28 protein-coding genes are annotated in these 25,144 nt (G+C 58.9%); 14 read left to right on the top strand and 14 right to left on the bottom strand.

What is annotated here, in order from left to right; genetic code table 11:
• Window positions 1–158 precede the first annotated feature (158 nt).
• The 3 genes from mgtE to QA648_RS07180 all read left to right on the top strand — a co-directional run bounded on the left by mgtE (window position 159) and on the right by QA648_RS07180 (window position 2,631).
• Window positions 159–1,577, top strand: coding sequence for a magnesium transporter (gene mgtE / locus QA648_RS07190; protein ID WP_104823170.1), 1,419 nt, complete (start codon window positions 159–161; stop codon window positions 1,575–1,577).
• Window positions 1,578–1,699: 122 nt separating this feature from the next.
• Window positions 1,700–2,086 carry a MerR family DNA-binding transcriptional regulator gene (locus QA648_RS07185; RefSeq protein WP_104823169.1) on the top strand — a complete coding sequence of 129 codons (387 nt, stop codon included), beginning with the start codon at window positions 1,700–1,702 and terminating at the stop codon, window positions 2,084–2,086.
• A 95-nt stretch (window positions 2,087–2,181) separates the two neighbouring features.
• Window positions 2,182–2,631, top strand: a complete 450-nt coding sequence (locus QA648_RS07180; RefSeq protein ID WP_283050485.1) for a hypothetical protein — start codon at window positions 2,182–2,184, stop codon at window positions 2,629–2,631.
• Window positions 2,632–2,657: 26 nt separating this feature from the next.
• On the opposite strand, the gene QA648_RS07175 is transcribed toward QA648_RS07180, so the two are convergent.
• From QA648_RS07175 to QA648_RS07165, 3 genes are all read right to left on the bottom strand, one after another.
• Window positions 2,658–3,131, bottom strand: a complete 474-nt coding sequence (locus QA648_RS07175; protein ID WP_283050483.1) for an isoprenylcysteine carboxylmethyltransferase family protein — start codon at window positions 3,129–3,131, stop codon at window positions 2,658–2,660.
• Between the two features lie 12 nt (window positions 3,132–3,143).
• Window positions 3,144–4,133 carry a DUF1624 domain-containing protein gene (locus tag QA648_RS07170; protein WP_283050481.1) on the bottom strand — a complete coding sequence of 330 codons (990 nt, stop codon included), beginning with the start codon at window positions 4,131–4,133 and terminating at the stop codon, window positions 3,144–3,146.
• 67 nt (window positions 4,134–4,200) lie between these two features.
• A complete protein-coding gene (locus QA648_RS07165) occupies window positions 4,201–4,893 on the bottom strand; it encodes a DUF599 family protein (RefSeq protein ID WP_104823165.1) in 693 nt (230 codons plus the stop codon).
• A 199-nt stretch (window positions 4,894–5,092) separates the two neighbouring features.
• On the opposite strand from QA648_RS07165, the gene QA648_RS07160 reads away from it, so the two are divergent.
• Both QA648_RS07160 and QA648_RS07155 read left to right on the top strand, forming a co-directional pair.
• Window positions 5,093–6,499, top strand: a complete 1,407-nt coding sequence (locus tag QA648_RS07160) for an L-serine ammonia-lyase (RefSeq protein ID WP_283050479.1) — start codon at window positions 5,093–5,095, stop codon at window positions 6,497–6,499.
• A 59-nt stretch (window positions 6,500–6,558) separates the two neighbouring features.
• Window positions 6,559–6,996, top strand: coding sequence for a DUF1489 family protein (locus QA648_RS07155; protein WP_104823163.1), 438 nt, complete (start codon window positions 6,559–6,561; stop codon window positions 6,994–6,996).
• A 54-nt stretch (window positions 6,997–7,050) separates the two neighbouring features.
• Here QA648_RS07155 and QA648_RS07150 read toward each other — a convergent pair whose 3' ends face one another.
• The 7 genes from QA648_RS07150 to QA648_RS07120 all read right to left on the bottom strand — a co-directional run bounded on the left by QA648_RS07150 (window position 7,051) and on the right by QA648_RS07120 (window position 13,702).
• On the bottom strand, window positions 7,051–7,326 hold the full coding sequence (locus QA648_RS07150) for a hypothetical protein (RefSeq protein WP_104823162.1): 276 nt from the start codon (window positions 7,324–7,326) through the stop codon (window positions 7,051–7,053).
• A gap of 132 nt (window positions 7,327–7,458) precedes the next feature.
• Window positions 7,459–8,988, bottom strand: a complete 1,530-nt coding sequence (locus QA648_RS07145) for a D-alanyl-D-alanine carboxypeptidase (protein ID WP_283050476.1) — start codon at window positions 8,986–8,988, stop codon at window positions 7,459–7,461.
• Between the two features lie 129 nt (window positions 8,989–9,117).
• Entirely contained in the window at window positions 9,118–9,876 is a 759-nt protein-coding gene (locus QA648_RS07140) for a hypothetical protein (RefSeq protein WP_283050474.1), read from the bottom strand.
• 440 nt (window positions 9,877–10,316) lie between these two features.
• Window positions 10,317–10,886: a transglutaminase-like cysteine peptidase gene (locus QA648_RS07135; RefSeq protein ID WP_245463977.1), complete on the bottom strand. Its 570-nt coding sequence runs from the start codon at window positions 10,884–10,886 to the stop codon at window positions 10,317–10,319.
• Between the two features lie 439 nt (window positions 10,887–11,325).
• On the bottom strand, window positions 11,326–12,288 hold the full coding sequence (gene pip, locus QA648_RS07130; protein ID WP_283050473.1) for a prolyl aminopeptidase: 963 nt from the start codon (window positions 12,286–12,288) through the stop codon (window positions 11,326–11,328).
• Window positions 12,289–12,358: 70 nt separating this feature from the next.
• Window positions 12,359–12,988, bottom strand: coding sequence for a PilZ domain-containing protein (locus tag QA648_RS07125; protein ID WP_283050471.1), 630 nt, complete (start codon window positions 12,986–12,988; stop codon window positions 12,359–12,361).
• Window positions 12,989–13,072: 84 nt separating this feature from the next.
• The gene (locus tag QA648_RS07120) at window positions 13,073–13,702 is read right to left on the bottom strand and encodes a PAS domain-containing protein (RefSeq protein ID WP_283050469.1); all 630 of its coding nucleotides are present in this window, start codon (window positions 13,700–13,702) and stop codon (window positions 13,073–13,075) included.
• 307 nt (window positions 13,703–14,009) lie between these two features.
• Between QA648_RS07120 and QA648_RS07115 the strand changes: the two genes are divergently transcribed.
• Together QA648_RS07115 and QA648_RS07110 are read left to right on the top strand one after the other, a co-directional pair.
• Window positions 14,010–14,786: a rhomboid family intramembrane serine protease gene (locus QA648_RS07115; RefSeq protein ID WP_283051247.1), complete on the top strand. Its 777-nt coding sequence runs from the start codon at window positions 14,010–14,012 to the stop codon at window positions 14,784–14,786.
• 173 nt (window positions 14,787–14,959) lie between these two features.
• On the top strand, window positions 14,960–15,394 hold the full coding sequence (locus QA648_RS07110) for a CBS domain-containing protein (protein WP_104823154.1): 435 nt from the start codon (window positions 14,960–14,962) through the stop codon (window positions 15,392–15,394).
• A 172-nt stretch (window positions 15,395–15,566) separates the two neighbouring features.
• Here QA648_RS07110 and QA648_RS07105 read toward each other — a convergent pair whose 3' ends face one another.
• The 3 genes from QA648_RS07105 to folE form a co-directional block, all read right to left on the bottom strand.
• Window positions 15,567–16,532, bottom strand: a complete 966-nt coding sequence (locus QA648_RS07105) for a patatin-like phospholipase family protein (RefSeq protein ID WP_104823153.1) — start codon at window positions 16,530–16,532, stop codon at window positions 15,567–15,569.
• Between the two features lie 103 nt (window positions 16,533–16,635).
• Window positions 16,636–17,085: a phosphoribosyl-AMP cyclohydrolase gene (gene hisI, locus QA648_RS07100; protein WP_260303873.1), complete on the bottom strand. Its 450-nt coding sequence runs from the start codon at window positions 17,083–17,085 to the stop codon at window positions 16,636–16,638.
• Between the two features lie 25 nt (window positions 17,086–17,110).
• Entirely contained in the window at window positions 17,111–17,734 is a 624-nt protein-coding gene (gene folE, locus QA648_RS07095) for a GTP cyclohydrolase I FolE (RefSeq protein ID WP_283050466.1), read from the bottom strand.
• A 293-nt stretch (window positions 17,735–18,027) separates the two neighbouring features.
• Here folE and QA648_RS07090 point away from each other — a divergent pair, with 293 nt between their 5' ends.
• The 5 genes from QA648_RS07090 (at window position 18,028) to QA648_RS07070 (ending at window position 22,566) form a co-directional block, all read left to right on the top strand.
• Window positions 18,028–18,489: an iron-sulfur cluster assembly scaffold protein gene (locus QA648_RS07090; RefSeq protein WP_260303872.1), complete on the top strand. Its 462-nt coding sequence runs from the start codon at window positions 18,028–18,030 to the stop codon at window positions 18,487–18,489.
• 15 nt (window positions 18,490–18,504) lie between these two features.
• Window positions 18,505–18,942, top strand: coding sequence for a membrane protein insertion efficiency factor YidD (gene yidD, locus QA648_RS07085; protein ID WP_260303871.1), 438 nt, complete (start codon window positions 18,505–18,507; stop codon window positions 18,940–18,942).
• On the top strand, window positions 18,939–19,466 hold the full coding sequence (locus tag QA648_RS07080) for a DUF1697 domain-containing protein (RefSeq protein ID WP_260303870.1): 528 nt from the start codon (window positions 18,939–18,941) through the stop codon (window positions 19,464–19,466). Before yidD ends, QA648_RS07080 begins: the two co-directional genes overlap by 4 nt.
• A 126-nt stretch (window positions 19,467–19,592) precedes the next feature.
• Window positions 19,593–21,581 carry a threonine--tRNA ligase gene (gene thrS / locus QA648_RS07075; protein ID WP_283050465.1) on the top strand — a complete coding sequence of 663 codons (1,989 nt, stop codon included), beginning with the start codon at window positions 19,593–19,595 and terminating at the stop codon, window positions 21,579–21,581.
• A 145-nt stretch (window positions 21,582–21,726) separates the two neighbouring features.
• On the top strand, window positions 21,727–22,566 hold the full coding sequence (locus QA648_RS07070; RefSeq protein WP_104823146.1) for a lysophospholipid acyltransferase family protein: 840 nt from the start codon (window positions 21,727–21,729) through the stop codon (window positions 22,564–22,566).
• Between the two features lie 35 nt (window positions 22,567–22,601).
• On the opposite strand, the gene QA648_RS07065 is transcribed toward QA648_RS07070, so the two are convergent.
• On the bottom strand, window positions 22,602–23,732 hold the full coding sequence (locus QA648_RS07065; protein ID WP_104823145.1) for a hypothetical protein: 1,131 nt from the start codon (window positions 23,730–23,732) through the stop codon (window positions 22,602–22,604).
• Between the two features lie 110 nt (window positions 23,733–23,842).
• Between QA648_RS07065 and QA648_RS07060 the strand changes: the two genes are divergently transcribed.
• Both QA648_RS07060 and QA648_RS07055 read left to right on the top strand, forming a co-directional pair.
• Complete coding sequence (locus QA648_RS07060) at window positions 23,843–24,430, top strand: nitroreductase (RefSeq protein WP_283050463.1); 588 nt, start codon at window positions 23,843–23,845, stop codon at window positions 24,428–24,430.
• Window positions 24,430–25,035, top strand: coding sequence for a flavin reductase family protein (locus QA648_RS07055; protein WP_104823143.1), 606 nt, complete (start codon window positions 24,430–24,432; stop codon window positions 25,033–25,035). The genes QA648_RS07060 and QA648_RS07055 overlap by 1 nt, the downstream gene beginning before the upstream one ends.
• Window positions 25,036–25,144 lie beyond the last annotated feature (109 nt).

The following is a 25,144-nucleotide window of genomic DNA, read 5'->3' as shown; positions in this document are numbered from 1 at the left end:
AGGATAGGGGTAAGACGTCGCCAGCGCCACCGTCTTACAGACACGACACAAAATGTCAGCTTTCCCTCCTATCCAATTGTTGACAATCAGCTTTTTGCCGTCATTCTCCATGACGGAATCCTAGATTTTCATAGGCAGAACGGAATGGGAGGCGGCAAATGACGACGACCGACGAAGACGAACGCGTTCGCAAGGCCTCCGAGAAGACCAATCCCGACATCTACGACGAGGACGGCGTCGTCCGCTCCGATTTCCTCGTTGAGGTCAACGACGCGATCGAGCGGCGTGATATTCCATTCCTGCAACAGAACGTCGCCCGGCTGCACGAATCCGAGCTCGGCGACCTGCTGGAATCGCTGCATCCCGACCAACGTCTGACGCTGGTGCAATTGCTCGGCGACGACTTCGACATGACGGCGCTGACGCAGGTGGACGAAGCGATCCGCATGGAGATCGTCGACCAACTGCCGAACGACCAGATCGCCGCCGCGATCGGCGAACTCGATTCGGACGATGCCGTCTACATTCTCGAAGACCTCGACCAGGAAGACCGCGACGAGATCCTGTCGCAACTGCCGTTCACCGAGCGGGTACGACTGCGGCGCGCCCTTGAATATCCGGAGCAGTCAGCCGGCCGCCGCATGCAGACGGAATTCATTGCCGTGCCGCCGTTCTGGACGGTCGGCCAGACGATCGACTACATGCGCGAAGAGGAGGAATTGCCGGAAGCCTTCACCCAGATCTTCGTCATCGACCCAACCTTCAAGCTGCTCGGCAGCGTCGATCTCGACCGCATTCTGCGCACCAAGCGACAGACGAAGGTCGAGAGCATCATGCGCGAGACCTCGCATCCGATTCCGGCCGTCATGGACCAGGAAGAGGCGGCGCAGGTCTTCGAACAATACGACCTTCTGTCCGCCGCCGTCGTCGATGAAAACGACCGCCTCGTCGGCGTATTGACCATCGACGACGTGGTCGACGTCATCCATGAAGAGGCGGACGAGGACATCAAGCGCCTCGGCGGCGTCGGCGACGAAGAGCTGTCCGACAATATCACCTCCACGGTGCGCTCACGCTTTGTCTGGCTGGCAGTCAATCTGATCACGGCGATACTGGCGTCCAGCATTATCAATATCTTTGACGGTGCGATTGAGAAAATGGTTGCGCTTGCCGTGCTGATGCCGATCGTCGCTTCGATGGGCGGCAATGCCGGTACGCAGACGATGACGGTCACCGTGCGCGCACTCGCAACCGGCGACCTCGATATCTACAATGCCTTCCGCGTCATCCGCAGAGAGGCGGGTGTCGGCTTTCTCAATGGCATTCTCTTTGCCATCATCATGGGCGCGATCGCCACCCTCTGGTTCCATGATTTCCAGCTCGGCATCGTCATCGCCGCTGCGATGATCATCAATCTCGTCGCGGCGGCCCTTGGTGGTATCCTGCTGCCGCTGGTGCTGCATCGATTCGGCGCCGACCCGGCCATCGCCTCGTCGGCATTTGTCACTACGGTCACGGATTGCACGGGATATTTTGCGTTCCTGGGTCTGGCGACCTGGTGGTTTTCCATTCACTAAGGCCGCTAGGCCTTTGAATTCAACACATCTTTGACGATCGAAAGTCCATCGGGGCCTTGCTGAAATTGACTATTACGTAAAAGTCAATATTATAGGCTCTGCACCAGAGAGGCGGACTATTGTTGGACAGGTTTTATAGCATAACGGAGCTCACGCGGGAATTCGGCGTTTCCACTCGGACATTGCGTTTCTACGAGGATGAAGGTCTTATCCATCCCGAGCGCAGAGGCCGCACGCGCCTTTTCCGGCCAGCCGACCGCCGCCTGATCCAGGAAATCCTGCGCGGCCGCCGCATCGGCTTCACCATCGCCGAAATCCGCGAGATCATTCAGGTCTATAAGGAGCCGCCAGGCGAGATCGGCCAGTTGAAGCTCCTGATGAAGCGCGTCGACGAAAAGCGCGAGGAACTGCGCCAGAAGCGCAAGGATATTGAGGACACTCTGACCGAACTCGACAATGTCGAAGAAGCCTGTCTCGGCCGCCTGGCCGAAATCGGCGTGGGGACGTGACTACCACCGTCAAAGTATAAGACGCATCGTAGTCGCCGCAATTCTAACGAGAATGCTTTGTAGAAAAGCCAAGCATTCACAGAGGGTTGTGGCAAATGGCGGCAAGGTTTAGCTTCGTCTTAGCGATAGGGATCGCGCTCGTTCCGTTCAATGTCGGAAAGACTCAAGCGGCCGATAACAACAATACCGATATTCCGGTTGCCTACGCCCTTTTGCTTGACGGCAAGGATGCGATCTACGGCCAACTCAATTGCCAAATTCATGTTCGCTGCCAGCTTATCGACAATCAGGACACTCACGTTCAGCTAAGCGTTACCATCGATTCGAATCGATATTTGGCGGGCGACATCAGCGTCCGGTGTGGCGACCTCGGCTGCTCTTTTCGGACTTGGAAAACATCGACCCGGCTGGAAGAGGTTTCTGATGGGAAAAAAGGTCATGAATTCGATCTTTATGCCGGTGAAAATGATTCAGTCACGATGGATCTCGTGCAACGTACGAGAACAAAGATCGGTCGGATTTTACTCCTCGCTGAATACCGATAAGCAGCGACTGCGGGCACCTCCCGCTTTCAAATCCAGCGCCGCGTACGCTTGCAATAAAACTCGAATTCACAGCCGAAACGAGAGAGCAGGTGCATTTCCTCACAACGGATGACCAGTGGCGTGGTCAGCGCCGCCGCTACGGCCGCCATGGCGACGAACCAGAGATTGCCGATCATCAGGCCGAGGCCTGCCGTCAGTAGCGTATATCCGAGATAGGTCGGGTTGCGGCTAAAGCGGAACGGTCCCTTGGTCACCAGATGCGCCGTGCAACGTTGCGTCAGCACGGTCGTGCGGCTTTCGAACAGCGTCTTCACCGCCCAGACATTCAATGTCACCGCGACAACTGTCAAAAGCGAGCCAATGCCCCAGGCGATCAAGGCCCCGAGGTGCGACATGCGCACGGGATAGTCCTGATTCAAATAAAGCGCCGTTATAACTGCAAGACTATAAATTAAAGGCGGCCATGGAAAACTCAGCGACTTGGAACGATAGGCATTCATAGAATAACCCTGTCATTGCGCTTGCTCCGAACACTGTAACGCGATTCGGTTTATTCGCTCATCGCTATCTGCTTTGATTGCACCGGATTCCAGGGGTGAAAACAGGTTTTGCGCTTGCAATTTATCGAGTGTGCACTGGCAGAAGCTGCGGCACATGGTTTCGCTGCCGGAGCGTACGCAGGAGGCTTGGCATTGCCTGATATAGGTGACCGTAGGATCGGGCGCCGGTGCGGGCGCGATCAGCGAAAGAAGATAGACGAGACCGATAAGCACCGGCTGGTGGACGAGGTAGAAAATCAGGCTGTGGCGCCCGACGCGGGCAATCAGATTGCGGCCGGGACCGAGCTTTGCCAATAATCTGAGCCATCCGAGCGTTGTCGCCAGTTGCGCGATGCCGAGGCCGAAAAGGAATGGCGTCAGCCATGGGAAGACCGGCACGTAATCATTCGAACGCGGAAGGTGCTCCGACAAGCCGAGCCAATAGAGCCATGGCACGTCGAAGACGGCGGAATGCAGCGAAAACGGCGCGATGACATTATCGACGACAATGCCGATGAGGAGCAGGGCAGCGATTAGCAGCGTTGCGAAAGACGGCAGGCGCAGGAAGAGCAGACCGATGATGCTGGCGGCGGCGATGCTGTGAAGAATGCCGAAGAAGATCCACCCGTCGCGCATGCCGATGAAGGTGACGATGGAAATCGCCGCAGCAGCGGCCACGATCATGCCAAGGCGCTTGAAATAGGGGCGCCAGCGGATTTCGGGCGTGTTGGCCAGCACGAGGCTGAAGCCCGCGAGAAACAGGAAGGTGCTGGCAATGACGCGGGCGTAGATTTTCAGCCAGCCAGTCTCCGCCGTGCCCGGTGCGAGATAGCCGAAGAACTCGAAATCCCAGGTGCAATGATAGCTCGCCATCGCCAGAAGGGCGACACCGCGGGCCGTGTCCAGAATGCCGATGCGGGGCGTTTTCTGCGGCGCATCGATGCTCTCGGCGATAACGGCCATTGGCAGGTCCTTCCAGGCATGAATTCAAATCATCGGCGCCGGTTTGATGACTGCCGACGTGGCGATGTCATGGCACATCGATATCCATGATGGCCAGACGCGCATCGGAAAAAAACTGCCGGCGGATCAGGACGATAATGATGAAGACCGTCGTCGTGATGAAAACATAGGGGCTGAGGAACCAGCCGAGATAGCCGATCGACAGGAAGATCGCTCTCAGACCCGCATTGAAGTTGCGCGCGGCGATGACATTCATGCGGATCACCCGCTCCGCGGCGCGCTCCGCCCGCACAGGGTCGAGCTCGGCATCCGCCAGCATCGGCAAGGAGCCGAAGAGGATGGTGCAATAGTTAAACAGGCGATAGGCCCAGCCGAATTTGAAGAAGGCATAGCCGAACAGACAGGCAAGTCCCGCCACCTTGATCTCGAAGGCGGTGCGGCCGCTATTGAAGACGAAGGGCATGTCGGAGAAGAAGGCGTTGACCTTGTCAGTGGCACCGAGCAAGGCGAAGCAGCTACCGATGGCGAAGATCGAGGTAGAGGCGAAGAAACCGGTGCCGTTCTGCAGGCCAGATAGAATCTGCGTATCGATCATTTTCAAATCGCGGCGCAGCGAATTGTAAATCCATTCGCGCCGGCGCTCGTTCATGGCCAATGTCAGGCTGGTGCGATTGAAGAAGCGGGCGCTGCTGGTGATCCAGTTCAGCACGACCCAGAGAAAAACGAAGAGGGCGAGGGCGACATAGTCGGCGGTCGTCATAAAGGCAGATTCTCCAAGTCCATATGCCGCCGACTGTAACCTACGGCCATTCGGGCGCAATGGCCTTATGTTTGCGCCGCATCGTGCCTACATATAATGTCGCAGGCATGAAATCCGATGTCGGTTGATCGCCGTGCAGGGCTGTTCCGTTGGCGTAGCCTTGCCATTACGCGATTTGCCGAGGAGGCACCAAAGGTCCATGTTTCTTTCAGTTTTCGATGTTTTCAAAATCGGCGTCGGGCCTTCCAGTTCGCACACGATGGGTCCGATGTCGGCCGCCAATCGTTTCCTGGATCTCCTGCTGTCAAACGAGTGGCCACGCCCGTCCTCGAATGTGCATGTTGCTTCGATCAAGGTCAGCCTGCACGGCTCGCTCGCCCATACCGGCATCGGGCATGGCACGGGCAGGGCGGTTATCCTCGGTTTGATGGGTGAACGCCCGGATTCGGTCGATCCCGACCGGATGGATGCCATCATCGAAGAGGTGGAGCGCACCGGGCACATCACGCCGCCCGGCCATCCGGCCTATCAATTCCAACCGAAGACCGACCTGATCTTCGATAAGAAGGTGCCGCTGCCCGGCCACGCCAACGGCATGAGCTTTTCCGCCTTCGACAAGGACGATCGCCTGCTCGTCAAGCGCATCTACTATTCCGTCGGCGGCGGCTTCGTCGTCACCGACACCGAGCTCGAGCAGATGCGTGCCGACAAGAAGAAGGCCTCTTCCGGCGAGCGAATTCCGTTCCCCTTCGCCACCGCCAAGCAGATGCTCGATATGGCCGAGCGCTCCGGTCTCTCGATTGCGCAGATGAAACGCGCCAATGAAGAGACGCGCATGAGCAGCGAAGAGCTCGACGCCGGGCTCGATCGCATCTGGGCGGCGATGAATAGCTGCATCGATCGCGGCTTGAAGGTCGAGGGCATCATGCCGGGCGGCCTGAAGGTGCGCCGCCGGGCGCGCGCCATCCATGACAAGCTGCAGGAAGAATGGCGCAGCAACCGCATCAATCCGCTGCTCGCCAACGATTGGCTGAGCGTCTACGCCATGGCCGTCAACGAGGAAAATGCCGCGGGTGGCCGCGTCGTCACCGCGCCGACCAACGGCGCGGCCGGGGTCATTCCAGCAACGATCCGCTACTACCAGCATTTCCATGAGGATTGGGACCAGGATGGCATCCGCAACTATCTGCTGACCGCGGCTGCCGTCGGCGGCATCATCAAGCACAATGCCTCGATCTCCGGCGCTGAAGTGGGCTGTCAGGGCGAAGTGGGCTCGGCGGCTGCGATGGCGGCCGCGGGGCTTGCCGCCGTCATGGGCGCGACGCCCGAGCAGATCGAAAATGCCGCGGAGATTGCGCTGGAACACCATCTCGGCATGACCTGCGATCCCGTTGCCGGCCTCGTGCAGGTGCCTTGTATCGAGCGCAACGCACTCGGCGCCGTCAAGGCAGTGACGGCTGCATCGCTCGCGATCAAAGGCGACGGCCAGCATTTCGTGCCCCTCGATGCCTGCATCGAGACGATGCGCCAGACCGGCTACGACATGAGCGAGAAATACAAGGAAACCTCAACAGGCGGCCTCGCGGTGAATGTCGTCGAATGCTGAGTGTGGACGCTTGATTCTAAAAGCTTGACGCTGCCGGTCAAAAGGATTTCAACGGCGTCATGGCTTTGCATATCATCAAATTGTGCGTGGGCGCGGATTCGCTTGAGGATCTGCGCGAATGGGTCTCCGAGCGGGCGATGAGCGCCATCGCCGCCGGTCTGGAACCGCACACCACCCATACGACCCGCATGGTGCCGAAGCGCGTGGATGAGCTGCTGGACGGCGGCTCGCTTTACTGGGTGATCAAGGGGCAGGTACAGGCGCGGCAAAAGCTGCTCGGTATCGAGACGTTCACGGATGTCGATGGAATCCACCGCTGCCGGCTTATTCTCGATCCGAGCGTAGTCGAAACCGCCAGCCAGCCGCGTCGCGCCTTCCAGGGCTGGCGCTACTTGCCGCAGGAAGATGTGCCGCGCGATCTCGACAGCCTTGGCGGCGGCGTCAATGAGTTGCCTGCCGATCTGCGTCGCGAGCTTTCCGAATTGGGATTGCTGTAGAGCGGCCGCCGCCTCGGGAGCCGCAGCACCGCTCCATCCTTGCACTTTTCCTGATTAGCGCAGCCGCATCAATACCGGAGCTTGGCCATTCGGCGCGGTAATGTGCAGGTGGATGTGGGCTTCCGGCTGGGAATAGCGCCAGGCGCGGGCTCCGTGGCAAAGCAGGACGGAGATCAGGTCCTTCGTCTTGCTGCGCGAACGCGAACGGCTGAGGCCGAGATCGGCCAACCGCATGGCTGCCTCATGCAGCGGATGAAGAGCAAAGCCCTTCGATTTCATCTTTCCCCCGCCATCGAGCGAGAAACCCGGAAAGTTCTCGTTCATCGCCATTTTCACATCCCCGTAACACATTACAAACTCAGGGCCGGCCTCATGATCATCCAAGACCGGAAGAACCGGATATCGCTATGCAAAATCCGGTAGATTTCTGAACGATGCGGCACGGAAAGCCGTGTCACATCCCTATTCCAAGCTCGCCCAGCACTTCACGCCGGCCTTCTTGAGAGCCTTGCAGGCGTTGACAGCCGCATTCTGGTCCTCGAAGCCGCCGAAACGGGCGCGATAGCCGCCATCAAAGGCAAGCGCGTAGGGCTTGGCCGAGCGCAATGCCTTGCCGCCCTTGCTCTTGGCGGTATCGAGCAGATCGTTGGCGCCATCCTTGCTGGAGGAAATACCAATCTGGACGACCCAGCCGGTCGGGCCCGCCTCATCCTTGCTCGCCTTGGTAACCTTCTCAGGCTTTTCAGCCTTTTCCGTTTTCTCGACCTTCTGGGTCTTAATGATCTTGGTATCCGATCTGGACGTCGAGGCAGTCGTGACGGCGTCGACTTCATCCGTATCACTTTCATCCGTAGTCGCCGATGTCGGTTCGATGGAAGCCACTTCATCGGATGCGGCGCGTTGCTTCTGCTTGGTCGTGAGCAACGGATTGCTCGACTTCGGCGTGATCGCCGCAAAAGCCGTGGCGCTCGACGGCTGCTGGTCGTCGTCAGCCTCGGCGGTCTCGTCCTTGCTCATCTTCGCGCTGCCGGCAGCCGCCATGCGGGCGCTTGCAGCCCGGACGTTGGGCGTTTCCACCTTCGTCTGGGCGACGACATTGGAGTCGATATGCTTCGTGGATGCCAGCGGCAGGTAAGCGGCGATCAGCTTGCGCATCTGGTTGTCGCGGGCGGGCGTCGAGGCGCCGCCAAGCACGACGCCGACGATCGAGCGGCCGTCGACCTTCACCGAAGTGGCAAGATTGTATCCGGCAGCACGCGTGTAACCCGTCTTGATGCCGTCAACACCGCGGACCGAGCCGAGCAGATGGTTGTGACCCGGGATCACTCTGTTGCCGAGGCGAAAGCTCGTCTCAGAAAAGAAGCCGTAATATTGCGGGAAGTGCTCGCGCAGGGCGACGCCGAGGCGGGCCTGATCGCGCGCCGTGGTCATCTGCGCGGTATTCGGCAGGCCGTTAGGATTGCGATAAGTCGTCCGCGTCATTCCGAGCGCACGGGCCTTGTTGTTCATCATGCGGGCGAAATTGTCTTCCGAGCCGCCAAGCATTTCGCCGAGCGCCATCGCCGCATCGTTGGCGGACTTGGTGACGATGCCGAGAATCGCCTCGCGAACGGTCACCGAGCGGCCGGTACCGATGCCAAGCTTGGTCGGGGCCTGCGAGGCTGCATTTTTCGAAAAGACGACAGGAGTATCGAGTGTAATCCGACCGGCCTCAAGCGCCTCAAAGGTCAGATAGACGGTCATCATCTTGGTAAGCGAAGCGGGATAGTGAAGCGTATCCGCATTTTCGCTGTAGAGAACATTACCCGTGTTCGCGTCAATAACGATGCCCGCGTATTTCGAGCCTCCGGCTGCATTCGATACATCGACGGTAACGGTCACCGTCGCAGTCGTGATTGCAAAACCGAACAGCACCTTCGCCAAAAACTTGCCGGAGTTTGATGAGGATGCGGAAAAAATTGATCTGGACACTACTTCACTCTCTGCTTGCATTTACGTTCTCAATTATCCGGCCGCCGCCTCCATGAGCGCCCGTTGGCTCTCAAGAGTAGAGGTTTAGCGTTACCAATCGGTTTATGATGAACAGTTGGTTTCAGGATTCCGCATAATTTTAGTCACCACTTACGGAGATTCCACCGCGCCAGCGGTATCGACAAGGCGTGTCTTGACGAAGCTCTGGACAGCAGCATCCATCGTCCGCCAGTCGCCAAGCTGATGACTGGAAAACCGATAAAGCACGCTGAGATCCTTGCCGACCCTGATGTCCCGCTGGCAATCGCCGCTGGTCGCCTCAGCGGGCGAGGAGGGCAAGATGCAGCGCACGACATAATCCGGCTCGCCAGCGCGCGGCGCGGTCAGAAGCACTTCGCCACTATAGCCGGCGTCGGCGCGCAGACGATGGGCCGTCAGCCCATGTGGACCGGCGAAGGCGTCGCCTTCCATCAGATGCGAATAGATCGGCTCCAGCCGGCCGGACATGTCGCGCGACATCGTGCTCTGGCTGAGCTGTAGGAAAATCAGCGAGGAGGATTGGGAAATATCGTCAAAGCGCAAGCGGTCGGCATCGCTATAGCCCTGCATCTGCGGCCAGGTGAGGTAGAGATCGACGCGTTCCGCGACGCCGCTTACGCGTTCGCTTGGGAAACGGATGGTGTTGGCGCCAAGACGCAACGTATCCTCGCCGATCGTCACTGTGATCGGCTTGATATCGGCAGTGTGGCCGGCCAGTGAGATTTTTTCGCCGAGCCAACGGCCACCAATGGTGATGGCAACGGTAAGTGCGGCGAGTACGGCAACGCCGGCCGTGAGACGATAAACGAGGCCGCTCGATATCAGCGGCTGTTCGTCGATCGAGGAGGCGGATGACAGAGGAGGGGTCATGCTCTTGCCTTCGGTTCCATCCCGCCTTGGAAACCGTCGTCAATGACGCGTCCGCCGCGGCTCAAGACCCCTGATGAGTCTCGCTGTGGAATGATTGCCGCCATATTGGTTAATGAGCCGTTAAGAATGCGTCGGCTTGCATATTTATCGGCACAAATACCTTTGCGAAAATCGGGGCGGATTTCGGGCTGAAGGGGTTGATCGTTTCACGAAATCATGGGAGCCGATCTATCTTTTTGCCCCTTCGCAATGCCGGATGAACCGCCGGGCGTTTTTTCGGGCAATTGCCCTGGGCACACCCCGGAAACGAAAAGAGCCGTTCCCGGGACAGCGGGAACGGCTCAGAGGCGCCGGTCGGGACAGAAATGCGGGGACAGACCGGGGCCTTGACTGAGACCACCGGTGCTAGGTCACCGGTGATCACGTGGCGGAAACACGACCTACTTCAAGCTGCCGACTGCAACGGCGCGGCCATCCTGTATCTTGACCCAGCGAGCCGGATCGTCAGCGGACTGACGTTTCAGGAAGGTGTATTCGGTATCCGACCAAAGCTTCACCTTATTGCGCATATTGTCGAGAACGAAGTCGCCGCGATCGGTGCGCACCGTCAGCACGGCATGGCCTTCACCGTTCGGCTGCAGCACGACCGTCATCAGCAGGTCGGAGGCCGAAAAGCCGGCGTCGATCAGCTCCTTGCGCTTCAGCAGAGCGAAATCCTCGCAATCGCCGGCAGTGGTCGGGATCGCCCATTTTTCCTCGACGCCATAGAGATCCATATCGGTCATAGGCTTGATCGTCGTATTGACCGTGTAGTTGATCTTCAGGATGGTCTTCCAACGATCTTCGGTAAGAATAGCGGGACCGGCATCGCCGCCGGCATAGGCGCATTCCCTCGGATTTTCCTTGCAGAACTCATAGTGACCGATCGGCGGCGCGGCATCGCCGGTGATCGTCATATTGGCCGGCGTCGCATGGGCGAAGCCGAGACAGCCAAAGGTAAAAAGAGCCATTGCGGCATAACCGCGAAGAAGGAATTGAAAGCCCATGTCCGTGTCCCTGTTTTATTGGGACCAGAATGACATGCAGGCTTTTATCCGACGCAAAATTACGTAGTCAAATTAAGGACTTAGTTGATTCAAATGCGCGTAGAATTGTCATAAAATGAGCGCAAAACTTGAATCAAACTTTCGGGGAATTCGATTAAAATTCGAATGTTTTTCCGCTTGGGATTCCGTATGGGGATTCCGCGTATCCGCTTGTTTTTAAATAATTTTGTTTTCGCCCACAAATGTCGGCGAGGAACACCGTTTGCCGGCAGCAGCGCCGAAATAGGACGGTAGCTTCGTCTCGGCACATCGCCCGAACCTCACGAATGTCAGAAATTCCCTCAGGCTGTGCCATTTTGGGAAAAGGCGTGCTCAAAAATTTTTTTGAGTTTTTTCGTTGCCATCAGCCGATGACGCGAAATTCGTCCGTCGCTTCGACAATGGCTGCCGCTATCTCCGACGTCGCCGGCGAATGGGCGGAATTGGGAACCACGACCAATCTTGCCGCAGGCCATGCCCGCGACAGCTCCCACGCGGTAATGACGGGTGCCTCCAGATCGAGCCGGCCCTGGATCATCGTGCAGGGGATACCCTCGAGCCGGTTGATGTCCCGCAATATCTGGCTCTCTTCCAGCCAGCCGCGATAATGGAAGTAATGCGTGATGATGCGCGCTCTTGCAGTGAGATATCGGGGATCGGACCAGCGGCTGGGCAAAGTCGTTTGGGTATCGACGAGGATCGAAGCCGATTCCCAGTCGTGCCAGTCCTTGGCGGCTTTGGCATGGACGGCCGGATCCGGATTAAGGAGCAAGTGATAATATGCAGCCACCAGATCGCCATTGCGCTCGCTCTCTGGCACGCCAGCACGGAAGCGAGCCCATTCTTCAGGAAAGAAGCGGGCAAGCCCGTTATAGAGCCAATCGATCTCAGATTGCCGCGTCATGGTGACCCCAACGACAATGAGGGCTGCGACGCGTTGCGGATGCGTCTCGGCGTAGATCAGCGCCAGAGTACAGCCCCAGGAATTGCCGTAGACCAGCCAGCGCTCGATGCCGAGGAAGAGCCGAAGCTGCTCGATGTCGCCAACCAGGTGCCATGTGGTGTTGGCGGAAAGGTCTGCCCGCGGCTCTGCCGCATGCGGCAAGCTTCCGCCGCAGCCGCGTTGGTCGAATTGAATGATGCGATAATGTTCCGGATCGAAAAAGCGGCGAGTACTGGCGGAACTGCCGGAACCCGGACCACCATGCAGGACGACGACTGGAACACCGTTCAGATTGCCCGATTGCGTCCAGCAAATGCGATGCGCATCGCCGACGTCAAGCATGCCCTGATCATAGGGCTCGATTTCAGGATAAAGCGTCTTCATCGGCCGTCACACAGGCAGAGGGGTGAAACGCCGCTATTTCACCAGCCGGCGTGACAGCACGATGACAAAATTAGAGGAATTCGCGCAAGGTCTCGCGAGATTGCAGCGAGAGAAATTCGATCGCGACGCCTTCCATGAAGTGGCGTACGACACGGCCGCGCATGTTGCCGAGGCGTACCGGCGTGCCGATCGGCGGGCGTGCCTCGACATCGACGGCCGCACCCGAAAGCGACAGGTCCATGATGCGGCAGACATAGCGCGTGCCGTCTTCCAGCGTCAGTTCGCTGAGGGTATTGCGCGGTGTCAGACGGTCGTGACGACGATCTTCCGGCAGACCGAGCTCATGCTTGTTGGCCAGCCAAGTGAGCTGAGCGGCGAGCTTCTCGCGCTTGCGGTCGGTGGCGTTGATCGACATGCTGAAGCCGCGGGCGTCGACGGCGACAACATGGCCCTCGACCCGGCCGAGATGGTCGATATAGGCGACGACACGCTCATTGGTGCGCGGGCGGCCAGGGCAGGTGACGTACATGTCGCCGGGCGACATATCCGTGACCAGGCATTCGAATTCTTCGTAGTTGGCCAGCATCAGGCGGCCCTGCATATTGATCGGAACCCGCTGAAAGGTCCGCTGATCCATGCGCGGCGCATTCCCCGCCAATTGATTTGGCCGCGTCGTTTGGGCTGACTGGAATGAATGCATGAAAAGGCTTCTTCAACCGATTATGTCTCATGCAATCACTAGCCGAAACTTCTTAAGGTAAGGTTGTCTTCTCTGAGGGATAGCTCAGAGAAGACGGTTGAATCTGTATCGCGATGGATCAACCGGTCCTTCATCGCGTCCACCCGCCTTAGGATTTAGGGCGTGATGAGAGGTCAAATCGACGGGATCGAGATGCGGCGACAATTCGACGCGCCGGGCGGGACGCTCGTACAGCAGGCGGCTGCGATCGAGCGCCAGGAACTCCAGACGTTCGCCACCAAGCCATGACGCATGGGCAACCGGCGTCAGGCAGCCAAGCAGCCGATCGCAGATATCGCCGGCCGAACGCACCGGCATCAGCACCATTTCGAAGGCCATGTTGCGGCCGCTGATGCTGTAACCTGTTGCGTTGATCAAGGCAGGAACGACATGCGCCATCACGCCGGCGGCGATGCGTACGGGATCGTCAGGCTGGCTTCCGGCCCACAGTGCGGCAAAGCTCTCGCCCCGAAGCTCGCGGCCCATGAAGCCGCAGATCGCCGTTCCGGCCAGCCGAAAACGCGGCGCCTCGTCGGGCATCGACTCCAGAATGAAGAGCTGGGGCAGAATATGGCGGACTGCCGAGGGCTGTATCAAATTGCGCAGGGGAGCATCCGCGTTGCCGCGAAGCTGCTCCCAATAGGTAAATATCTCTGTGCTGGTTTTCTGCCGCATGACGCGCCTGTGTCCCATTTCAATTCAGATGCCGGGGCATTCATTGCCCTTACGTCATGCCTTGCTTATTTCGTGCCACGGCCGAGCCATTAAGGTTAACAGAGGCTTTCATTTGCCTTGCGGGGCCATGAGTGGGAAGAATAGACCATCACTTCACGAGGGTGACCTTCAGCACAAACTATTCTCGGGCGTGGGACATAACCATTGCGGCACATCCCAGCGAGGAGCGCCCGAACAAGCCGTCCGACGGGGTTGGGCGGCTTTTTTTTTGATATTCGCTGCTGTATGTCTCGAGTCCCTTCTCAAGATATCAGAGCAAATCATGGATGATGCAGAGCCGCCGCGCCACGAGCCCGAGGAAAATCGGCCGCCGAAGCGGGTTCCTGCCTTCAACCTGCCGCCCGTTATCCTCGCAAGCCTCGGCCTGCTCATCGTTGTCTTCGCTATTCAAAACCTGCCCTGGTGGTCGGACGATACGCTGAATTGGCTGTATTTCACCTTCAGCTTCATTCCCGCGCGTTACGCCTTTCCGCTGTCGCAACAGGGGCTGGAATGGCTGTGGACGCCGGTTACCTATTCGCTCCTGCATGGCAGCATCGAGCATATCGTCTTCAACGGGCTGTGGCTTATGGTCTTTGCCGCTCCCGTCGCGCGCCGGATCGGTGTTGTGCGTTACGTGATCTTCTGGGTTCTTTCGGCGGCTGCATCCGCATTCCTGCATGCCGCCATTTATTGGGGCGACCAAAGCTTGCTGATCGGCGCATCGGGCGTCGTTTCAGGGCTGATGGGAGCGGCCTGCCGTTTTGCCTTTCCCGCCATGGGTGGCCGTCGTGTCGGCATTCGGCAGGCGCATCTCAATCCACGCCTATCGATCCTGGCCTCGCTGCGCAGCCGCACGGTCGTCGCCTATATCGTGATGTGGATCGCCGGCAATGCGCTCGTCGCTTTCGGCATCACGATCGTAGGCGACAGCACGCAGCCGGTGGCCTGGGATGCGCATATCGGCGGCTTCCTTTTCGGCTTCCTACTGTTTTCCCTGTTCGACCGGGAACCCCGTATCGAACTCGAAAACTCGGCTCCATAGGCGGATGAAGCTGTTGCTTTCTTGGCCCCACTAGCGCACCATTGACACTTATCGGCCGCGAAGGGAGGAGACCGACGCGGATCGATGAAGGCAGCATCGGTCCAGGTCCGGAGGCGATTCGGAACAAATCCGAGGCTCATTTGTTCACTTTGCTTTCGAGATGGGAGGATCGAATGTCTGTTTCCGTTAAAGCCATACTTGATGCCAAAGGTCGCAATGTCACCACCGCCGGGGGAAATACGACCCTTGCAGAAGCCGCCAAGATTCTGAGTGAACACCGCATCGGCGCCATCGTCGTCGTCGGGATGGCGGGCAAGATTTCCGGCATTTTCACCGAACGCGATGTCGTCAACGCGGTCGCCAAGCACGGCCCAGACTGCCTCAACCAGCCGATTGCTTCACTGATGACGGCGAAGGTGCACCGCTGCAAGGAAGACACTACCACCGACGAGCTGATGGAACTGATGACACACCGCCGCTTCCGCCATGTTCCGGTCGAAGACAAAGGCAAGCTCACGGGCATCATCTCAATCGGCGACGTCGTAAAATGGCGCATCCGCGAAATCGAGCTCGAGGCCGAACAGATCAAGGCTTACATCGCCGGGTGAGGAGCGGTTCGGCATCACCGAAGCAATCGACCCAGTGGGTCGATTGCCGCGACGAACGCGCTGAGCCCAAAGCAAGGCCGGATAGCGCGGCATTAGCGGAGCTATCCCGCTCGCCGGAGCCGAAATCGGCTCCGCCTCCGCAGCATCCTTCCATTTCCGAATAAGTCATGCCCTATCTGGCAAAGGCTTCCTGCATGCGCCTGATTTCGGCGAGCCGGATGGAGGTCTCTTCATAGCCGCGCTCGATCGCTTCGCCGGCGCGATGAAACTCTGAGAGACCGATGTCGCTGAGGCGCGGATGCAGCGCCAGGTCCGGCGGATCGCCGGCGAGGCGTGCGCGAGAAATCCGATCCTGGATGATGTTGAAAGCCTGCACCATCACCCCGGTCATGCCGAGCTTGGTATAGGGCGCCTCATCCCGGCGTTGCGGCTCGCCATTCAATGGACCGGAATTATGTTTGACGACGGCCGAACGGCCGAAAAGATCGTAGTGCAGGTTGACGGCGACCACGAGCGGCTGCTCGTAGGCACGGCAGACAGAAACGGGCACCGGATTGACCAGCGCTCCGTCGACCAGCGTGCGGCTATTGGTGCGCACCGGCTCGAAAATGCCGGGCAGGGCATAGGATGCCCGGAGTGCCGTGATCAGAGAACCGTTTGTGATCCAGACCTCGTGGCCGGTATTTAGTTCCGAAGCGACCGCAACGAATGGACGGTCCAGATCCTCGATCGCGAAGCCTTCCAAGTGTTCCTGCATGCGCTTTGTGAGCCGCATGCCGCCAAAAAGACCGCTGCCGCCGATCGTAAGATCGAGGAGGCTGGCGATGCGGCGCATGGTCAGCGAGCGGGCAAAACCCTCCAGCTCATCAAGCTTGCCGGCGAGGTAGCAGCCGCCGACCAGGGCGCCGATTGAGGTGCCAGCGATCATGCCGACCTCGATACCTGCCTCATTGAGGGCACGCAATACGCCGATATGCGCCCAGCCCCGGGCGGCGCCACCGCCGAGTGCCAGCGCGATCTTTACTTTCTTAGGGGGAGCGGGAACAGCGGGTGGAGGGGGTGTGTCCTGTGAGATGGTCGGACCTGAACCGGCAGGAACCTGCCCGGCGCTCTGACGAATCAACCCCCAGTTCAACATGGCTTTCCTCCGAGGCGTATACTTGCCTCTTGCTGAAATACTGTCCCTTTTTTGTTTCCAAATCGTATATTTGGCTGTTGCTGACCAAGCCGGTGGGCGGTGCTTAGTGCCCATAAACCTCGCCGGGATCGAAATGCAGATGATCGTCGACGACGTTCAGCACAGGCTTTCCATCCTCCAGCTCGACCGTGCGATAGAAGCAGGAACGTCGTCCAGTATGGCATGTTGCATCGTGACCGGCGACCTCAACTTTCAGCCAGATAGCATCCTGATCACAATCGGTACGCATCTCCTTCACCGTCTGCAGATTTCCGGAGGTTTCACCCTTTTTCCAGATTTTCCCACGCGAACGGCTGAAGTAATGCGCCGTTTTTGTCTTAATGGTCAGTGCCAGAGCCTCGGCATTCATATGCGCGACCATCAGCAGTTCACCGTCATGGGCGTCGGTGACGATCGCGGTGATCAGGCCGCGATCATCGAAACGGGGCGTGAAATCGCCCGCATCCTCAAGCTCAGATTTATCTTCAGAAGGCTCGTTGAATACCAGGTTCATCTCGGCTCTTTCGTGGAAAGCCCTATCAGCGGCTCCGGACCATGGTCATGAAGCGGACCTGCTCGGCCGGATCGGCCTTGAAGGCGCCGGTGAAGGTCGTCGTCAACGTCGACGAGCCCTGCTTCTGCACACCACGCATCGCCATGCACATATGCTCGGCTTCGAGCATGACGGCGACGCCGCGCGGGCGCAGCGAGTCATCGATGGCGTTGGCGATCTGGGCGGTCATGGCCTCCTGCGTCTGCAGGCGGCGGCCGAAGATTTCAACGACACGGGCGATCTTCGACAGGCCAAGAACGCGGCCATTCGGGAGATAGGCGACATGCGCCTTACCGATGATCGGTACCATGTGATGTTCGCAATGCGAGAAAAATGGAATGTCGCGCACGAGGACCATGTCATCGTAGCCGGAAACCTCCTCGAAGGTGCGGCCGAGCACGTCCTCGGGGTTCATCTCGTAGCCGGAGAAGAGTTCGCGGTAAGCCTTGGCGACGCGCGTCGGCGTATCGAGCAGGCCTTCGCGCTCCGGATCGTCACCTGCCCAGCGAAGCAGAACGCGGACAGCGTCTTCGGCTTCCTTTTGCGACGGGCGGTCCGATACCGGATTGGATTCAAGCGGTTGCGGAAAGTTCTTTACAATGGCGTCCATTACCTGTGGTCTCCTGATCCGCACCGCGGATCTTATTTTGTCGGACTCGCCACTGGTATCCTCCGGAACGTGGAGAACTATGCACCTTTGGCGGGCTCCGGGGCGTTCTGGCTGGCGGACAAGCCTGCCGTCCTGCACGGTTTCCCATCAAACTTACAGAAGACCATTGCAATTTGATGGCCTTCGAACGACATACATATAGTATGGCATTGTCCCTGTGAAAGTATCCTAACGAGACACGCTGTGTTTTTTGTTATGAAACACAAAACGGGGCGCGTCGGAGCAAAGCGATCATGGACGACATCTACAACAGCAAGATCTTGGAATTTGCCGGCAATATCGAACGCATCGGCAGCCTTTCCGACGCCGATGCAAGCGCTCAGGCCCATTCCAGACTTTGCGGCTCCCGCGTCAAAATCTGGCTCAAAATGGACGGCGATGTCGTGACCGATTTTGCCCACGACGTCAAGGCCTGCGCCCTCGGACAGGCATCTTCCTCCATCATGGCGCGCCATGTCGTCGGCGCTACCGCCTCCGAAGTACGCCAGGCACGCGAAGACATGCTCGCCATGCTGAAGGCGGACGGCGAGGGGCCAACAGGACGCTTCGAGGATATGCGCTATTTGAAGCCGGTTAAGGATTACAAGGCGCGGCATGCCTCGACGATGCTGACCTTCGATGCCGTCGTGGATGCGGTCGGCCAGATCGAGGCGGCGCGCGGCTCCAACGAGGCCATAACGGCCGAAGCCGTTTAATCGGGGCCGCACGGGATGTGCCATCTCTGCTCCATGCAAGATGACGAGGATGACGGAGGGGCGGCTGCGAGCTCCAAAAGGCTACGGCGCGACAAAATACCTCCTCACCACAATGGAAAGCCAAGCCATTCCCGCAATTATTCCGGCCCCTTCCGCAAGACGCCCGACCGGCTCCTCGGCATGGGTCTCATCCGCTTCTATCAACTGACCCTTTCCGGTTTCATCGGCAATTCTTGCCGTCATATCCCGACCTGCTCGGAATACGGCTACGAATCCGTCGCCCGTCACGGTCTATGGGCCGGCGGTTGGATGACGCTCTTCCGAGTGGCGCGCTGCGGGCCAGGAGGCACCAGCGGTCTCGATCCCGTGCCGGAGACGATGGGGACCCGCTATCATTGGTGGATGCCCTGGCGTTACTTTTTCATCGGCCGGAAACCGGCCGGAGCGGCATGAAGACTTACGTCGCATTGCTCCACAGCATCGTGCTCGGTGCCGGACGCAGGGTGGTCATGAGCGATCTCAAGGCAATGGCCGAGGGGCTTGGCTTTTCCAACGCCAGAACGCTTGTTGCGACCGGCAACCTCGTTTTCGAAGCGGAAGAACAGCCGATGGCGGAAATCGAGGCGCGTCTTGAGGCGGGATTTACCAAGGCTTTCGGCAAATCCGTCGACATTATCGGCCGCGATGCCGAGGGATGGCAGAAACTTGCCGCTGGCAATCCGTTCAAGGATGGCGAGGGCAGCGAAGTCATCGTCCGCGTCATGCGCAAGCCGCTCGATGCTTCTGTTATTGCTGGGTTCGATAAGAATCGTGGCACCGAGCGCATCACAATCGTCGATGGCGACCTCTGGATCGACTTTGGCGGCAAGGCAAGCGAGACGCGTCTGCTGCCAGCGCTGACCACCAAACGCCTCGGCGTCGGCACGTTGCGCAACTGGAACACCGTGCGCGGATTGGCCAAGATGATCGGCAAGTAAAGGCTGCTTTTCCTTTACTAAATCGCTAAATATCGCTATCAGGCGACCGCATTCAATCAAGATTGATTGACCGCATCTTTCAAAACCACCCGCATTCGTTGGCGGGACTGGACAAGGAGAATTTCGATGTCCCAATCCGTTTCCCTGACATTTCCCGATGGTTCCGTGCGCAGCTACGATGCTGGCGCAACCGGCCGGGATGTTGCCGAATCCATTTCCAAGTCGCTTGCCAAGAAGGCCGTCGCCGTTGCGATCGACGGCACCGTGCGTGACCTTTCCGATCCGATCACCGAAGGCAAGATCGAGATCATCACCCGCAACGACGACCGAGCGCTGGAACTGATCCGGCATGATGCGGCGCACGTCATGGCGGAAGCGGTGCAGGAACTGTGGCCCGGCACGCAGGTCACCATCGGCCCGGTCATCGAAAACGGCTTCTACTACGACTTTGCCAAGAACGAACCCTTCACGCCCGATGACCTGCCGGTCATCGAGAAGAAGATGCGCGAGATTATCCAGCGCAATGCGCCGTTCACCAAGCAGATCTGGTCGCGCGAAAAGGCAAAGGAAGTCTTCGCCTCCAAGGGCGAGCGCTACAAAGTTGAACTTGTCGATGCCATTCCGGAAGGGCAGGATCTCAAGATCTATTACCAGGGCGATTGGTTCGACCTTTGCCGTGGTCCTCATATGGCTTCCACCGGGCAGATCGGCTCGGCCTTCAAGCTGATGAAGGTGGCGGGCGCCTATTGGCGCGGCGACAGCAACAATCCGATGCTGACCCGCATCTACGGCACGGCCTTCGCCGAGCAGGCCGATCTCGATAACTACCTGCACATTCTTGCGGAAGCCGAGAAGCGCGATCATCGTCGTCTCGGCCGCGAAATGGACCTGTTCCATTTCCAGGAAGAGGGCCCCGGCGTCGTCTTCTGGCACGGCAAGGGCTGGCGGATGTTCCAGACGCTGGTGTCCTATATGCGCCGGCGGTTGCAGGGCGACTATCAGGAAGTCAACGCGCCACAGGTGCTCGACAAGTCGCTTTGGGAAACCTCGGGTCACTGGGGCTGGTATCGCGACAACATGTTCAAGGTTACCGTCGCCGGCGACGAGACCGACGACGACCGCGTCTTCGCGCTGAAGCCGATGAACTGCCCGGGCCACATCCAGATCTTCAAGCATGGCCTGAAGTCCTATCGCGAACTGCCGATCCGGCTTGCAGAATTCGGTGCGGTGCATCGCTACGAGCCATCGGGTGCTCTGCATGGCCTGATGCGCGTGCGCGGCTTCACGCAGGACGATGCGCATATCTTCTGCACCGACGAGCAGATGGCTGCCGAGTGCCTGAAGATCAACGATCTCATCCTGTCGGTCTATGAGGACTTCGGCTTCAAGGAGATCGTCGTCAAGCTCTCGACACGCCCGGATAAGCGTGTCGGTTCCGACGACCTCTGGGACCGCGCCGAAAGCGTGATGATGGACGTGCTGAAGACCATCGAGGCGCAGTCCGAAGGACGCATCAAGACCGGCATTCTGCCGGGCGAGGGCGCTTTCTACGGGCCGAAGTTCGAATATACGCTGAAGGACGCAATCGGCCGTGAATGGCAGTGCGGCACGACGCAGGTCGACTTCAACCTGCCGGAACGCTTTGGCGCCTTCTATATCGACCAGCATTCCGAAAAGACGCAGCCGGTGATGATCCATCGCGCCATCTGCGGCTCGATGGAACGCTTCCTCGGTATCCTAATCGAGAACTTCGCCGGCCATATGCCGCTTTGGGTATCGCCGCTGCAGGTGGTGGTCGCGACCATCACTTCGGAAGCCGACGAATATGGCAACGAGGTTGCTGAGGCGCTGCGCGAAGCCGGACTCGATGTCGAGACCGATTTCCGCAACGAGAAGATCAACTACAAGATCCGCGAGCATTCGGTGACGAAGGTTCCGGTGATCATCGTCTGCGGTAAGAAGGAAGCCGAGGAGCGCTCGGTCAACATCCGCCGCCTCGGCAGCCAGGCACAGACGGCAATGTCGCTCGACGAAGCCATTGCCTCGCTGGCGCTCGAAGCGACGCCGCCGGATGTCTTGCGCAAACGTGAAGCCAAGCGGGCCAAGGCCGCTTGATATCAGATGTTGTCTGACGGCACCTTCAAGGAGCCGTCAGACAACTGACGTGAAACTTTAATATATATGATGAATCAAACTGTTGCGCGCCTTTCCTGACTTTCGGCGCAATTGAATTCAAGGAGCGGGGCAGCCCGTCGCGGATTTGGATTTCAAAGAATTATCCTACGCCAATGAACGGGATACGCGCATCAAGCGCTGGTTCATCCGCTCCATCGAGGGCCTTTCGGGGCGCGATCGCTATGCCCGGCTTTACGACATCTGGCGCAGCGATATCGTCGGCAAAAGCGAACGTGTCTTTGGCAAGATGCTCGATCTCATCGATGTGCGCTTGATTGCCAAGGGCGAATGGCCGCCGCAGGACATTCCCGATGCGCCGATCGTCATCGTCGCCAACCATCCCTTCGGTATCGGCGACGGGATCGCCGTCCTGGCACTCGCCGAACAGCTCGGCCGTCCGTTCAAAGTGCTAATCAACAACGAACTGTTGAAAGTGCCTGAGATGAACGACTATTCGCTGCCGGTTTCGTTCGAGGAAACCAAGGAGGCGATGGCGATCAATATGAAGACGCGCCACGAGGCCGTTCGCCTGCTCAAGGAAGGAACGACAATCATCGTTTTTCCCGCCGGCGGCGTCGCAACGGCCAAGAAGGGCTTTGGCCGCGCCGAGGACTTGCCGTGGAAAATCTTTCCGGCAAAGCTCATTCAGGCGGCGCGCGCCAGCGTCATTCCCATCTATTTCGAAGGGCAAAACGGCCGGCTCTTCCATCTTGCCAGCCGCGTCTCGATGACCCTGCGCATCTCGCTGCTGATCCGCGAGTTCCGCCGTCTTTCCGGCAGCACCATCACTGCTCATGTCGGCAGGCTGATGAGCTGGGAGGCACTCAGCGAAGGCAACGACCGCAAGGATTTGTTGTCGAAGCTCTACAGTGCGGTATTTTCCATGGCGCCTCCAAGGCGGGCGCTACGGAAGAAGGCCGTATAAAGACCGGCGCACGCAAATTCGAAGCCCGTCTCGCCTCAGTCCATGCTTTCGCCATCGTCGCCGCCAGCCGACGGTGCCAATTGCTCGTAGGTCGGCAACGGGTGCTGCTGGCCAGAGGCGGCCGGCTTCGTTTGCGGGGCTTGGTTTTGCTGCACCTGTGCCGACGGGATGGGAATCTGCTGCGCGGGCTGCTGCTGATCGTTGGCGTCCTGCGGCTGCTGTTCCTTCATCAGCACTTCAATATCGGTATTCTTGCCGGCCGCGACGGCAAAGTCGCGCTGATAGATCTTGTCCTTGTTGCGGGCAATGGCCGTATATTGGCCCTCCGCAAGGACCATGGTGGGGAAGGCGCTGAGGCTTTCGCCGACGATATCGCCGGAAGAAGTCAGGATCGACCAGGCCGTATCGGCGATCGCCTCACCGCCGGCGTCCGATACCAGCTTGAAGGTGATTTTCGCCGCCTTGTGCTGAATCGTCGCTTCGGTCACCTTGCCGGTTTCCACCTGGATGTCGGCACGGATGACGGCGTTGACGGCACCATATTCGGAGACGACGTGATAGGTGCCGGCGCTGAGGCCGACCAGCGTGTTTGGCTTGACGCCGGACATGACGAGGCCGCGCTCGCCGTCTTCCTTCGCATCGTTGGAATAGATCGAAAAACTCAGCTCATCCGGCGGGATGCGCACGTCCGAGCCGGAGACGGCGTTCAGCACCATGCCGCCGGCGTCGAGCACCATGATCTGCTTCTGCAGCACGCCGCTTTCGGGCACGGTCAACTTCTTGGTGACGCCGGCGCGGCCGAAGGAGACGTTGACGAAATAATCACCGGGCATGAGATGAAAGGACGCCGAGCCGCCTTTCGAGCTCGCAACCAGCGGCAGCTTGCCGTCGGCACCAGCAAAGGGGCTGAAGACATACCAGGAGAGGCCCTGCAATTGCGGGCCGCTGTCAGGCCCCAGCTTCGCCTCGAGCGAGACGTCGCGCAGCGTTTGAGCGGATGAATTTTCCCCGCCCGGCGCGATGAAGGCGTTGAGCTTCGGCATCTTCACGCTACCGTCGAGCTGCTTGAACTCCTTGAAGGCATCCTGCGCCGACGCAACAGTGCTCAGGCTCGCGAGTATCGCGAAAGCCGTGCCTAATCGGCGAGCGGATGAAATGCCTGACATGAGTTCCTAACCGATTGACTTCCGGTAAAACACACGCCACTTCAAGACCAATGCAGTGGCAAATTCAAGACCCACTTCCTCCCGCGCATGAAAATGAAAGCAATCATTCCATGAAAACCGATATCAAGCTGGTCGATTATCTGGCGGTGCGCCGATCCATTCCCGCTTTTCAGATGATGGAACCCGGCCCGGATAAAGCCGAAATCGAAGATATTCTGCGGCTCGCCTCGCGCGTGCCGGATCACGGCAAACTCGCCCCGTGGCGCTTCATCGTCTATCGCGGCGAAGAGCGCGTACGGATCGGCGAAGAGCTATTGAAGCTCGCGCTCGAAGCTAAGCCGGACTTGTCCGAAGAGATGATCCAGGTCGAGCGTACGCGGTTCACCCGCGCGCCTGTCGTTATCGCCGTCGTCAGCAAGGCCGGGCCGCATTTCAAGATCCCGGAATGGGAACAGTTGATGTCGGCCGGCGCGCTTTGCCTCAACCTGCTGATCGCGGCGAATGCCCATGGCTGGGTTTCGAACTGGCTGACCGAATGGTTCGCCTATGACGAACGTGCCTATCCGCTGCTCGGCGTCCAGCCGGGCGAAAAGGTAGCCGGCTTTATCCATATCGGTTCTTCTACCTTCCCATCCACCGAGCGCCCGCGCCCGGAATTGACCGAGACCGTGACCTGGGTCGGTGGCGAAGACGCGTGATGTTCTACACGACGGACACCAATCGCCATGGTTTGGCCCATGATCCCTTCAAGGCCATCGTCGCGCCACGGCCCATCGGCTGGATCGGCAGCAAGGGCAGGGACGGTTCGCTCAATCTATCGCCCTACTCCTTCTTCAACGCAGTCAGCGACCGGCCAAAGCTGGTGATGTTCTCGTCGGCGGGCCGGAAGGACAGCGTTCGCAATGTCGAGGAAACCGGCGTCTTCACCGCCAACCTCGTCAGCCGCAACCTCATCGAAAAGATGAACCATTCCTCGATCGCCGTGCCCTACGGCATCAACGAGTTCTCCCTGGCCGGGCTGACTGCCGAACCCGGCAGGCTGGTCGACGCTCCCTATGTCGCCGAAGCCTTTGCCGTGCTCGAATGCCGGGTGACCGAGGTCATGCAGCCTAAGGGGCTGAACGGCGAGCCATCGGAAAATATCATGGTCCTCGGCCAGGTCGTCGGCATCCATATCGATGAGGCGATCATTCGGGACGGTCGGCTGGACATGGCGCTGGCGCGGCCCGTCGCACGCATGGGCTACATGGACTATAGCGAGGGCAGCGATGTCTTCGAACTGCTGCGGCCAAAAGCGCCGTGACATCAGTGCTCTGCCGGGTCTCGCATTAGTGGTTAATAAATAAGGTAAACGGCCCGTAAACCTTTCATCGTTAACGTGTCCGATGTGAGTTTGCGGGCCGAGAATCGTC

Origin of the sequence: Rhizobium sp. CB3171 (assembly GCF_029714265.1) — a bacterium.
Classification (GTDB): domain Bacteria; phylum Pseudomonadota; class Alphaproteobacteria; order Rhizobiales; family Rhizobiaceae; genus Rhizobium.
This window is presented reverse-complemented; position numbering and strand designations above follow the sequence as displayed.

Bases quoted from the DNA above. Each gene is read 5' to 3' on its own strand.
- QA648_RS07065 (WP_104823145.1), bottom strand. From the start codon at position 23,732: ATGTCAGGCATTTCATCCGCTCGCCGATTAGGCACGGCTTTCGCGATA.
- mgtE (WP_104823170.1), top strand. From the start codon at position 159: ATGACGACGACCGACGAAGACGAACGCGTTCGCAAGGCCTCCGAGAAG.
- hisI (WP_260303873.1), bottom strand. From the start codon at position 17,085: ATGAACCTGGTATTCAACGAGCCTTCTGAAGATAAATCTGAGCTTGAG.
- QA648_RS07165 (WP_104823165.1), bottom strand. From the start codon at position 4,893: ATGACGACCGCCGACTATGTCGCCCTCGCCCTCTTCGTTTTTCTCTGG.
- QA648_RS07140 (WP_283050474.1), bottom strand. From the start codon at position 9,876: ATGACCCCTCCTCTGTCATCCGCCTCCTCGATCGACGAACAGCCGCTG.
- QA648_RS07150 (WP_104823162.1), bottom strand. From the start codon at position 7,326: ATGGCGATGAACGAGAACTTTCCGGGTTTCTCGCTCGATGGCGGGGGA.
- QA648_RS07105 (WP_104823153.1), bottom strand. From the start codon at position 16,532: ATGTTGAACTGGGGGTTGATTCGTCAGAGCGCCGGGCAGGTTCCTGCC.
- QA648_RS07160 (WP_283050479.1), top strand. From the start codon at position 5,093: ATGTTTCTTTCAGTTTTCGATGTTTTCAAAATCGGCGTCGGGCCTTCC.
- QA648_RS07110 (WP_104823154.1), top strand. From the start codon at position 14,960: ATGTCTGTTTCCGTTAAAGCCATACTTGATGCCAAAGGTCGCAATGTC.
- QA648_RS07125 (WP_283050471.1), bottom strand. From the start codon at position 12,988: ATGCATTCATTCCAGTCAGCCCAAACGACGCGGCCAAATCAATTGGCG.
- folE (WP_283050466.1), bottom strand. From the start codon at position 17,734: ATGGACGCCATTGTAAAGAACTTTCCGCAACCGCTTGAATCCAATCCG.
- QA648_RS07170 (WP_283050481.1), bottom strand. From the start codon at position 4,133: ATGGCCGTTATCGCCGAGAGCATCGATGCGCCGCAGAAAACGCCCCGC.
- QA648_RS07145 (WP_283050476.1), bottom strand. From the start codon at position 8,988: ATGCAAGCAGAGAGTGAAGTAGTGTCCAGATCAATTTTTTCCGCATCC.
- QA648_RS07120 (WP_283050469.1), bottom strand. From the start codon at position 13,702: ATGCGGCAGAAAACCAGCACAGAGATATTTACCTATTGGGAGCAGCTT.
- yidD (WP_260303871.1), top strand. From the start codon at position 18,505: ATGTGCCATCTCTGCTCCATGCAAGATGACGAGGATGACGGAGGGGCG.
- QA648_RS07135 (WP_245463977.1), bottom strand. From the start codon at position 10,886: ATGGCTCTTTTTACCTTTGGCTGTCTCGGCTTCGCCCATGCGACGCCG.
- QA648_RS07060 (WP_283050463.1), top strand. From the start codon at position 23,843: ATGAAAACCGATATCAAGCTGGTCGATTATCTGGCGGTGCGCCGATCC.
- QA648_RS07175 (WP_283050483.1), bottom strand. From the start codon at position 3,131: ATGAATGCCTATCGTTCCAAGTCGCTGAGTTTTCCATGGCCGCCTTTA.
- QA648_RS07080 (WP_260303870.1), top strand. From the start codon at position 18,939: ATGAAGACTTACGTCGCATTGCTCCACAGCATCGTGCTCGGTGCCGGA.
- QA648_RS07155 (WP_104823163.1), top strand. From the start codon at position 6,559: ATGGCTTTGCATATCATCAAATTGTGCGTGGGCGCGGATTCGCTTGAG.
- QA648_RS07055 (WP_104823143.1), top strand. From the start codon at position 24,430: ATGTTCTACACGACGGACACCAATCGCCATGGTTTGGCCCATGATCCC.
- pip (WP_283050473.1), bottom strand. From the start codon at position 12,288: ATGAAGACGCTTTATCCTGAAATCGAGCCCTATGATCAGGGCATGCTT.
- QA648_RS07090 (WP_260303872.1), top strand. From the start codon at position 18,028: ATGGACGACATCTACAACAGCAAGATCTTGGAATTTGCCGGCAATATC.
- thrS (WP_283050465.1), top strand. From the start codon at position 19,593: ATGTCCCAATCCGTTTCCCTGACATTTCCCGATGGTTCCGTGCGCAGC.
- QA648_RS07180 (WP_283050485.1), top strand. From the start codon at position 2,182: ATGGCGGCAAGGTTTAGCTTCGTCTTAGCGATAGGGATCGCGCTCGTT.